The organism is Shewanella sp. A22 (assembly GCF_053850585.1).
Genome location: NZ_JBSQBN010000141.1, coordinates 1 through 10,643, shown reverse-complemented (window position 1 = coordinate 10,643; position 10,643 = coordinate 1). Strand labels below are relative to the sequence as shown.

The following is a 10,643-nucleotide window of genomic DNA, read 5'->3' as shown; positions in this document are numbered from 1 at the left end:
GGGGGTCATCAATGTTTGAAAAGTACTTGAATAGCTGCAGTTGCGACATGGGTTAACTCACTTCTTACTAAAAAGAAGTATAAGATCACAAACTTAAGTCAAGGTAAAGCTTCGTGATCTTGCCCTGTGGTCGTACACGAGTCGCCAAGTGTGTTATCTGGCCGCAGAGTGTTCGCTGTAGAGCTTCACCGCCAAGGCTACGATGTTGCCCACATACATCACATGCTAGGTAATCGCACACTCGAAACCACGCAAAAGCTGCTAACAACTGACCCCGTATCTATGGGGGCTATAGCTGCAAATGCCTTTTAATGATGGTACTAAAAAATAGTATCAAATTCGCTTGGAATGATACTAAAAAGTGGTACTATGAATTTAACGGATTATGAGGCTTTATGAACAAAAAACATTTAAGAACGTTAGCGGCTATTTTTGCTAGACCTGTCAGCGGTTCTATCAAGTGGTCTGATATTGAAGCGCTGTTTATTGCTCTAGGGGCAGACATAGAGGAACGTGAGGGTTCTCGAATTGGTGTGGTGCTGTTTGGTGAAGTTCAGGTATATCACCGCCCACATCCTCAGAAAGAAACTGACAAAGGCGCAGTGGTAAGCGTCAAAAAATGGTTAGAAAGAAACGGGGTAAAAGCATGAAAAATCTAATGATGATCAACGGGGTAAAAGCCTTTATTAATTTTGATCCAGACGCTGAAACATTCCGTGGAGAGTTCGTTGGGTTAAACGGCGGCGCGGATTTCTACGGTGAAAGCATCGATCAATTGGAAGCCGAGGGCGCGAAGTCATTAAGCGTTTTTTTAGAGATGTGTCAGGAGCGTGGCATTGAGCCTTATAAAAACTTCTCTGGCAAATTCAACGTTCGGATCTCGCCAGAGGTTCACGCTCGACTGAATGAAATAGCGCTATCGCAAAGCATTAGTTTGAATGCTGCGGTAGAAAATGCAGTCAATGACTACATTGCACATTCAGCGTAGGACGGAAACTAGAATGTCAGAAGAACTTCCATTTGACGAAGGTCGAGCAGCTTATATCACACGTAAAACGATGGATGAAAACCCTTACGATAGTGATGATTGGAAGAATGAAGAGTGGCTTAAAGGTTGGTCGCATGAAGAGGAAATCGACTCAGAGCAAGCGTGGGATTGGTCTGAAAACAGATTTAAATCATAGGGAGGAAATTCTATGACTACTAATAAGCATGACGAATCGAGAAATCACAGGGTAGAAAGTACCCAAGGCCAATATAGCTCGCATGAATTTTCAGTATGTGAGCGGTACTGTGAGAAATAACAGAAGAACAAAAGCTATCTTGCTCTTGTGCGTTTATAAAATAGTTTGATATTTTTTGGGGCTTTTGGTGAATGTGAGGGTTAAGAGTTAGCACATTTTTGTCCACAAATGGGCTAGGTGGCTTAACCCATTTTTGTCGGATAGACGACACTTGTTACCAAGTGCCGCCCTCCTAAGAACCCAGCGTGCAACTTTCACTGCACTAGGCTCAAGCCTCCACAAAGGTATCGTTTGATACCCAGCAACTTATAAAGCAGTGAGAGCAGGTTCATTCCAAGCGTTACGAGCTTGCCTTTTCGATTTTCTCCTAGCCAAGTATTCTTGGTATTGAGGATCGAATGGTATAGCCGCACTTCGAATTTTCACATGTCTCTCAATAGGCACTTTGGCTATTTGGAATAGATTGAATTGGCAATCCATATCCTTGACCTTCTGCCAACCGTGAAATTGCCATTGGCCTTTTCGGTTGATGAAGTATTTAAGGGCTACCCAAGTCTTAGACTTTGTTGGATGGCGCCTTACTGCCCAGTGCCATAACGAATAGAATAGTTTGTGCCCAACATACCCGAATACTTGTTTAGCAACGCAATGACGATAATAATTCGCCCACCCCCTTAGTTTCGGATTTATCAGTTTGATAAGGTCGTTAACAGGGATGGTTGCGAGCTTTTTGATGAGTTCGCGCAGGTTACTTAAGAACAACAACGTGTTGGATTTACTCGGTTTAATGAGCAATTTTCCTTTGTACTTCCTATGATTAAACCCTAAGAAGTCAAAACCATTGTTGATGTGGGTAATATGCGTTTTCTCTTCGGAGAGTGTTAAGCCTCTTTCCGCTAAGAAATCAGCTATCAACGGTTTGATATCGTTCTCGAGCACTTCCTTTGAAGCGCAGGTGACGACGAAATCGTCGGCGTATCCAATAAAGTTGGCTCTGGCACACTTTTTGAGTGCTGTAGACTTTATGCGCTGCTCAAGTCCAGCAAGAGTCATTAGCATCAAGGTGGGGGATATAACCCCTCCTTGTGGCGTGCCCTCATCAGTACGATAAAACAGCCCTTTGTCCATAAAACCAGACTTTAACCATTGTTCCAACATTCGTTTATCTATGGCGATGTTATCAATTAGCCATTGATGCCCGATTTTGTCGAAGCAGGATTTGATGTCCCCCTCAAGAACCCATTGTGCTGATTTCTTTAGAGCCAAACATTTGAAGCACTGATCGACTGCGTCAGCAGTGCTACGATTTGGTCTAAATCCATAGCTGTTTGGGTCAGCAAGCGTCTCCGATATTGGTTCTAATGCAAGAAGGTGGAGCGCTTGTTGTGCTCTGTCTATCATGCATGGGATACCAAGAGGCCTGAGTTTGCCATTCTTTTTGGGGATATAGATACGCTTGAGTGGTTTGGCTTGATATGCCTTCCTGCTCAATTGATTTACTGCTTTCATGCGGCGGGTATCTGTATTCCAGATAACACCATCAATTCCAGGCGTTTTACTGCCTTTATTTTGTGATACACGCTTAACAGCAAGAAGTTTTGCTGAACGCGAGTGAGTCAGTATCCACTGCAACGCTTTCGCCTTGCCGCGTTTACCTTCTCGTGTTGCTTTTGCAATACGCATCTGAAGCTTTAATACATGCGGTTCAACGGATTTCCAGTCTATTGACTGCCATTGAGCGCTGTCAGGAGAGGCACTAATTTCTGTTGAAATCATCATTTGCGTTTCTCCTTGAATAAAGTTCTTCAAATTATCTTGCAACGGGAGACCAGTCGGAAGTGGGCTCACTTTCGTGACCAGACACAAGTCTGTATCAGCATCGTTACAATGCAGCCTTTGCTTTTTCCAACCTCCTATACCTACATCACTATCGGCCAAATCAGCTTTCCCAAAGGGAGCGATATAGGCTTACCGTGTTCCGTATGTCGCGCAATGTCATGTTAGATGCCCGCTATAGTGCGGAGAGCGTATTGATCACGAAAGAGCATGGGGCAATCTCTTTCCAACTCTCATGCCTTTTGGCTACAGCGTATTAACCACTTCCGCTGTTTCATCACATAACGCACCTTACGCGGATTCACTTATGTTCATCATACTGACTGCCTAGCACTCGTCGGATAGGCGACACTTGTTGCCAAGTGCCGCCCTCCTAAGAACCCAGCGTGCAACTTTCACTGCACTGGGCTCAAGCCTCCACTAAGGCACCGTTAGATACCCAGCAACTTAAAAAGCAGTCGAGACCAGTTCAAGCCACGTATTACGGCTTACTTTCGCCTGCTTCCGCTGAGCAAGGTAATCAGCGAAATCAGGGTCGTAAGGTATTGCCGCACTTCGGACTTTTACGTGTCTTTTTATTGGCGTTTGAGCAATTTGAACAAGGTTGAATTGACAATCCATGTTCGTTATTTTCTGCCAGCCGTGAAATTGCCATTGGCCTTTACGGTTGAGAAAATATTTGTTTGCGACCCACCTTTTCCCTTTGGTTGAGTGACGCCTCACTGCCCAACGCCATAACGTCTGGAATAATTGAGAACTAATATAGTTGAAAGTTTGTTTGGCTACACAGTGACGATAGTAATTCGCCCAACCTCGCAGTTTTGGGTTCATCATCTTGATGAGATCATTAACTGATACGGTTGCATGCTTCTTGATGAGTACTCGCATGTTGCTCAAAAATAACAGAACATTACTTTTACTCGGTTTAATGAGTAATTTGCTATTGTACTTCCTAATATTGAACCCTAGAAAGTCAAATCCATCATTAATATGAGTAACCTGCGTTTTCTCTTCAGATAGTGTGAGCCCTCTTTCAGCTAGAAAACTAGCTATCAGCGGTTTGATTTCATTAACGAGCACTTCCTTCGAAGTCCCCGTGATAACAAAATCATCAGCGTAACCTATAAAATTGACTCTATAGCCCTTCTTTTGACCCAAGGATTTAATCTGTCGCTCTAATCCCGCGAGAGTCAATAGCATCAAGGTCGGTGAAATAATCCCACCTTGAGGCGTACCTTCGTCAGTCTTATAGAACAGTCCTTTATCCATAAAGCCACACCCAAGCCATTGCTTCATCATTCTTTTGTCTAGTTGAATGTTATCGATGAGCCATTGATGGCCGATCGTATCGAAACAGGCTTTGATGTCTCCCTCGAGAACCCATTGAGCGGACTTCTTATGACTCAGACAAATGAAACATTGGGCAATAGCATCTGCCGTGCTTCGGTTGGGTCGAAAGCCGTAGCTGTTTGGGTCGGCAAACGTTTCAGATATAGGCTCCAACGCCAAAAGATGGAGCGCTTGTTGTGCTCTATCAATCATGCATGGGATCCCTAATGGTCTGAGTTTGCCGTTTTTCTTGGGGATATAGATCCGCCTGAGAGGTTTGGCTTGATAAGCCTTTCGACTCAGTTGTTTAACCGCTGTCATGCGACGAGCGTCGGTGCTCCATGTGATGCCGTCTATTCCAGGTGTTTTGCTGCCTTTGTTTCGTGATACTCGTTTAACAGCAAGTAGTTTTGCTGCTCGCGAGTGAGTCAGTAACCATTGCAAGGCTTTGGCCTTACCGTGTTTACCTTCTCTAGTTGCCTTTGCAATACGCATTTGAAGCTTTAATACCAGCTTTTCAACTGCTTTCCAGTCAATGGATTGCCACTGAGCACTGTCAGAAGAGGCACTAACTTCAATCGAAGTCATCATTTGCGTTTCTCCTTGAATAAAGTTCTTCAAACTCTCTTGCAACGGGAGACCAGCTAGAAGTGGGCTCACTTTCGTGCCAGACATTTGTCTGTATCTGCGTCATTACAACACAACCTTGGCTTTCTCCAGCCTCCTATACCTGCATCACTATCGGCTCTCTTCGCAAACAGCTTTCCCAGTTGGGAGTGATACAGGCTTACCGTGTTCCATATGTCGCGCAATGTCAGGGTAGACGCCCGCAATAGTGCGGGGAGCATTTAGATCACGAAAGGGCATCGGATAATCCCTTTCCAGCTCCCATGCCATTTTGGCCACAGCGTATAAACCACTTCCGCTGCTTCCACAGTAACGCACCTTACGCGGATTCACGTATGTTCGTCATACTGACTCCCTAGCACTCACCCGATTGTGGTTATCAGGAGGGGCGTCCTCTCACGATTCAGCTCCCGCTCAGTATGGTACTGAACTTTGTTACGTTGTCAGGCCCGCTACTTTATTCAGAGCCTTAGGGTCATCTGGTGATACAGATGGTTCACTCAAAGCGGTGAACAGCGCTTCATACGACTTCACGTCGCACACCCGATTTGTGGTTATCAGGAGGATCGTCCTCTCACGATTGAGATCCCGATTAGTCCATGACCAATCTTCGTTACATTGTTAGGCTCGCTACTTTATTCAGAGCCCTAGGTTCATCTGGTGATACAGATGGTTCACTCAAAAGCGGTGAACAGCGCTTCATACGACCTCACGTCGCACGCCCCAAAGTGTGTCAGCGAGAGCTAAAGCCTTTTTTGAACTAGCTAATTTGGCTTACTTTTCCTCATACATATAGCATCTAAATTTATGGCAAATACTGAATCCACTACACCCTCACTTAACGAAGGTGCCCTAAGTATAATTCCTCAACAGACAACTAAAACAGAGTCCTTTCATTCTGCATATTTTCATCCATCTTGCTGTTACCAATCGCAACCTTGAGAGCTCATTGCACAAGTGTTATTCAATTCCGGGGGGGGATTCCAAAACGAGACTTTAGTCAAGATTTGGAAGGTTTTAAGATGCGTAAATTAATTTTTTTTCATATGATGCTGCGATGAGTGGGTATGCGTTTTTTTTTACTCAAAGTGAATATTTATGATCCAGGGAGTGGGTAAGTATATGTTTAAGGATTTACGATTAGGTTTAAAGATAGTTTTAGTTTTTCAGTTGTTTTAATCCTCCTTTCTGTGGTGCTCAGTGTGAGTGTTATCGCACTAAAAAAGCTCAGGAAGGCATCACGACATACGAAGGCTTGGCCAGAGACACCAATCTTGCTGGGCGTTTGCAGGCAAACATGCTCATGGTTCGTATGAATGTATTGGGTTACCTCAACACCCAAAGTGACACCAGCTTAAATCAAAAAAATGCGGTCGCTGCAAACCAGACAAGAGCGTCAACTGGGGAGATTGCGCATTTATCAGAGCAGCTCAAAGAGTTGATTGAACAATTTAAGATATTACCATTGTTGGTTAATATTGAAGAGCGCATTTGTTACAGTCTCCTCTTTTTTTACTTGTTGCGCATCAGATTTGAATATCTACAGATAAACACACGAGAAATGAAACTGAATATATTTGACCTAATTACACCAACGTTATACTGGGTGCTGACTTTCTTATGGTTGGTTATTGTGGTTATCTATTTGGTCAAACTGAGGCAATTAAAGACTGTTAATGGCGCTATTGGCAGTTCGCTTGCAACTCTCCTGGTAATCCTCACCATTGATGCCTCTAGGACCATCATTGAAAGTGTCTATTTTGGACTGTATTTCAACTCGATGTATGGACTATTACCTAAGGCTATTCACGATTTATTGTCGCAGCCCGCTTTACTTATTATTCCTAAATTAATCAATATTGTTGCTGGCTTACTTATTATATCTCTTCTCCTTAGGCGCTGGATACCAAAAGAGCTTAGTGAGCGCCAAGAGATACTTTTTTCGCTGGAGAAAGCTAAAAAGTCTTCATTCGACAACCAAATCTTATTCACATCAATTTCCAATGGTACAACTGACGCCTTTATTTTCACCGATGCAAATCGCGATATTATTTCAGTTAATCGCAACCTGGTAATCATGTTGGGCTATTCCGCTGATGAGCTTGTCGGAGAAAATGTATCAATTCTTTACAGAAGTATTGAAGAGTACGAGCAGTATGGTCAAACATATTTTAATCAAACAGCTGATGATAAGGCCAAGCCATACAACGTAAACTACAAGCACAAGGATGGCAGTATCATTGTCGGTGAAACTACACGAATTGTGGTCAAAGATGCTGATGGTCAAATTCAGGGCTACATGGGGTTAATTCGAGACGTTTCCGAGCTTAACAAGACAGAGAGAGAATTGCAGGCTAGTCAGGCAGCGCTGGCTTACCATATCCAAAATACCCCGCTGGGATACATTTCAAGCGATAAAGATTTCAATTGTATTGAAATGAATCAGTCGGCGGAGGCCATATTCGGTTACTCCGAAGACGAAGTTAAAGGGCTCTGTTTACAGAATTTTTTGGTGTCCGAAGCAATTAGACCTGATATCGAAAATGTCATTCAGCAACTAATACAAAGCAATAAAGGCTCCATCAATGTAAATGAAAACATCACAAAAGATGGCCGCAATATCATTTGCGAATGGCATAACACGCCAATTGTAAATGAGACCGGCGAAGTTATTGGCATTAAATCATTAGTCCAGGACATTACAGAAAATAGGCAAAATCAAATTGCTTTACTGGAGGCTAAGCGCAAATTACGAGTTCAAAACCGACGTTATGCTGAAGTGCTTTGGGGCGCTGACATCGGAACTTGGGAATGGAATGCGCTAACAGGTAAAGTCATATTCAATGAACGCTGGGCCGAAATGTTGGGGTATAGCCTTCAAGAACTTGAACCCATTACCTACGACACCTGGGAAAAAAGGCTGCATCCCGATGACATAAATAAGGCCAAAGAAATGTTAAGGCGGTGCTCCGATGGCGAGACTGAAACCTTAGAGTGTGAGTTCCGGATGCAGCACAAGAATGGTGACTGGATATGGATACTTGATCGCGGACGGGCAGTAAAATGGAACAACGATGGCAAGGTGATTCGGTTATCTGGCACCCATCAAGACATTACCAAGAGTAAGCTAGCGGAAGAAAAGCTCAAGCTCGCCGCAAGCGTATTCACTTATGCCAGAGAGTGCATCACCATCACTGATACGAACGGTGTAATTGTGGATGTTAATGATGCATTTTGCGTCACCACAGGCTATGCGCGCAATGAGGTGATTGGCCAAAATCCACGTCTGCTTCAGTCTGGACGCCATTCGCTTGAGTTCTATAAACAGATGTGGGGCTCGTTAGAAAAAAATGGTCATTGGACCGGCGAAATCTTGAACAAGCGTAAAAATGGCCAAGTTTACCCAGAGATGCTCACAATTAGCTCTGTATTTGATGATGCCGGAGTTGTGGCAAACTACGTGGGCCTATTTAATGACATCACGCAGATTAAAGAGCATCAGAACCAATTAGAGCGTATTGCTCATTATGATTCATTAACCCGTCTACCGAACCGGACATTGTTATTAGACCGTCTCAATCAATCTATGAAATATACCCAGCGCCAAAAGTCATTATTGGTAGTCGCATTTCTTGATTTAGATGGGTTTAAAGAAGTGAATGATACCTACGGTCATACCCTTGGTGATGAATTATTAATAGTAGTTTCCTCTCGGATGAAAGCGGCTTTACGCAGCGATGATACCCTGGCTCGTGTCGGCGGGGATGAGTTTGTTGCTGTGATGGGAAATGTTGAAACCGTAGAAAGTTGCGAACCTCTTTTTGAACGACTGTTACTGGCCGCATCAGAGCCTATCGTCTTGGGAGGTGTAAAGTTGGAAATATCCGTCAGTATTGGGGTTGCCACGTTTCCACAAGATGGTGTCGATGCAGATCAACTGATACGCATTGCTGATCAAGCCATGTATGTGGCGAAGCAAGAGGGGAAAAACCGATATCGATTGTATGATTCTGAACACAATACCAATTTGGTTCGTCATCACGAAAAAATAGAGCAGGTGCGTACGGCTCTAGATAAAAATGAATTCATTCTTTATTACCAGCCAAAAGTTAACATGAAAACAGGGGCAATTATAGGTGTTGAAGCCTTGATCCGATGGCAGTCCCCCTTGCGAGGTATCGTCGGCCCTAATGATTTCTTGCCTGCCATTGAAAACCATGTGCTTAGTATAGAGCTTGGCGAGTGGGTAATTAGCACCGCTCTTAGACAGGTTGAGCAGTGGCAAAATTTAGGGCTAGACGTTCCTGTCAGTGTCAATATCAGTGCAATTCAATTACAGAGTAAAGATTTTGCAACGCGCTTAGCGCATCTATTAGCAGGATTTCCTGAGGTTTCTCCTCGTTCTATAGAGCTAGAAGTGCTTGAAACCAGCGAGATAGGTGATTTGTTGCAGGTTTCTGAAACTATGCACGCCTGTATTAAATTGGGGGTTAATTTTGCATTAGATGACTTTGGAACGGGCTACTCTTCATTGAGTCACCTCAGGCGCCTGCCGGCGAATTTGATTAAAATAGACCAGACCTTTGTCCGAGATATGTTGATTGACCCGAATGACTTGGTGATTGTGAAGAGTGTCGTGGCGCTTTCTAGTTCATTTAAACGTGATGTGATTGCAGAGGGGGTTGAGACCATTGCGCACGGTACAGCACTTTTAGAGCTAGGTTGTGAATTGGCTCAAGGGTACGCAATTGCAAGGCCAATGATGGCTAAGGACATTCCTGACTGGGCGGAAAAATGGCACCCCGATGAAGCGTGGTTAAGCTCATCAACAGTTAACACATGTGAGGGTTTGTAAATGAAATGTCGATTTTGACGCCCAGCACCAAGAACTTGTGAACCTTATAAACAAGTTTAGCGCTTCGTTTGCCGATAATTCGTTGTGCACAAAAGATACTGAGATTGTACTTCAAGAGCTGTTGGCCTACACGGTTTACCACTTTGATGAAGAAGAGTCATTAATGCAGAACTCTAAGGTAGACCCAAGGCATATTGCAGCACACAAAAAAGAGCATAAGCAGTTCATCGATGAAGTCTTGTTTATACAAGGTGCGGCAAACAACCAACAATCAGATTCGCCTCAGATCCTCCTTGATTTCCTCATACATTGGCTTGCATATCATATTTTGGGTTTAGACCAAACTATGGCGCGTCAGCTCGATGCCATGGAGAGTGGTTACACCGTAAACGTCTAGCGAACGGCACCTAGCAATTTATCTTTGCTTGATATTCCACGGCAATAATGACTCAACCTCGGATGAGGTCTCTGCCAAGCCTTGCAGGCACTTGGCGATATACTCATGCACGATAAGGTTATTGGCCTTGGCGGTTTCGATGAGGCTATAAAGAATTGCGCTTGCGCGAGCGCCTCGCGGCGTATTTGAAAATAGCCACGCCTTGCGACCTATCACAAACGGTTTTATCGCCCGTTCGGCGCGATTGTTGTCGATAGTTAATCGGCCATCATCTAAGTAACGCCTGAACTTTTCAAATTGATTCAGCGCATAAAGGATGGCTTTACCCAATGCCATTTTCGGGGGGATTTTATCT

7 protein-coding genes and 1 pseudogene are annotated in these 10,643 nt (G+C 43.9%); 5 read left to right on the top strand and 3 right to left on the bottom strand.

Features of this window, described 5'->3' with window-relative positions:
* Positions 1 to 395: 395 nt before the first annotated feature.
* Genes ACWXWT_RS18095 through ACWXWT_RS18085 form a run of 3 tightly spaced genes read left to right on the top strand, consistent with a single transcriptional unit; the run spans position 396 to position 1,184 of the window.
* Positions 396 to 650 (top strand): type II toxin-antitoxin system HicA family toxin, encoded by a 255-nt coding sequence (locus ACWXWT_RS18095; protein WP_115407250.1) that lies wholly within the window; start codon positions 396 to 398, stop codon positions 648 to 650.
* A complete protein-coding gene (locus ACWXWT_RS18090; RefSeq protein WP_456042973.1) occupies positions 647 to 988 on the top strand; it encodes a type II toxin-antitoxin system HicB family antitoxin in 342 nt (113 codons plus the stop codon). The genes ACWXWT_RS18095 and ACWXWT_RS18090 overlap by 4 nt, the downstream gene beginning before the upstream one ends.
* Before the next feature lie 13 nt (positions 989 to 1,001).
* Positions 1,002 to 1,184 (top strand): hypothetical protein, encoded by a 183-nt coding sequence (locus tag ACWXWT_RS18085; protein ID WP_456042972.1) that lies wholly within the window; start codon positions 1,002 to 1,004, stop codon positions 1,182 to 1,184.
* A 366-nt stretch (positions 1,185 to 1,550) separates the two neighbouring features.
* Here ACWXWT_RS18085 and ltrA (ACWXWT_RS18080) read toward each other — a convergent pair whose 3' ends face one another.
* Together ltrA (ACWXWT_RS18080) and ltrA (ACWXWT_RS18075) are read right to left on the bottom strand one after the other, a co-directional pair.
* Positions 1,551 to 3,023, bottom strand: a complete 1,473-nt coding sequence (ltrA, locus tag ACWXWT_RS18080; protein WP_456042974.1) for a group II intron reverse transcriptase/maturase — start codon at positions 3,021 to 3,023, stop codon at positions 1,551 to 1,553.
* Between the two features lie 504 nt (positions 3,024 to 3,527).
* The gene (gene ltrA, locus ACWXWT_RS18075) at positions 3,528 to 5,000 is read right to left on the bottom strand and encodes a group II intron reverse transcriptase/maturase (RefSeq protein WP_456042971.1); all 1,473 of its coding nucleotides are present in this window, start codon (positions 4,998 to 5,000) and stop codon (positions 3,528 to 3,530) included.
* A 1,291-nt stretch (positions 5,001 to 6,291) separates the two neighbouring features.
* On the opposite strand from ltrA (ACWXWT_RS18075), the gene ACWXWT_RS18070 reads away from it, so the two are divergent.
* Together ACWXWT_RS18070 and ACWXWT_RS18065 are read left to right on the top strand one after the other, a co-directional pair.
* Positions 6,292 to 9,891 carry a PAS domain S-box protein gene (locus tag ACWXWT_RS18070; protein WP_456042970.1) on the top strand — a complete coding sequence of 1,200 codons (3,600 nt, stop codon included), beginning with the start codon at positions 6,292 to 6,294 and terminating at the stop codon, positions 9,889 to 9,891.
* Positions 9,892 to 9,913: 22 nt separating this feature from the next.
* Positions 9,914 to 10,288, top strand: a pseudogene (locus ACWXWT_RS18065) (hemerythrin family protein); the annotation flags it as partial.
* Positions 10,289 to 10,306: 18 nt separating this feature from the next.
* Here ACWXWT_RS18065 and ACWXWT_RS18060 read toward each other — a convergent pair.
* Positions 10,307 to 10,643: IS66 family transposase (locus ACWXWT_RS18060; protein ID WP_456042969.1), on the bottom strand; the 337-nt coding region annotated here is incomplete at its 5' end.

Coding starts and splice junctions, on each gene's coding strand:
- ACWXWT_RS18095 (WP_115407250.1), top strand. CDS start 396: ATGAACAAAAAACATTTAAGAACGTTAGCGGCTATTTTTGCTAGACCT.
- ACWXWT_RS18090 (WP_456042973.1), top strand. CDS start 647: ATGAAAAATCTAATGATGATCAACGGGGTAAAAGCCTTTATTAATTTT.
- ltrA (WP_456042974.1), bottom strand. CDS start 3,023: ATGATGATTTCAACAGAAATTAGTGCCTCTCCTGACAGCGCTCAATGG.
- ACWXWT_RS18085 (WP_456042972.1), top strand. CDS start 1,002: ATGTCAGAAGAACTTCCATTTGACGAAGGTCGAGCAGCTTATATCACA.
- ltrA (WP_456042971.1), bottom strand. CDS start 5,000: ATGATGACTTCGATTGAAGTTAGTGCCTCTTCTGACAGTGCTCAGTGG.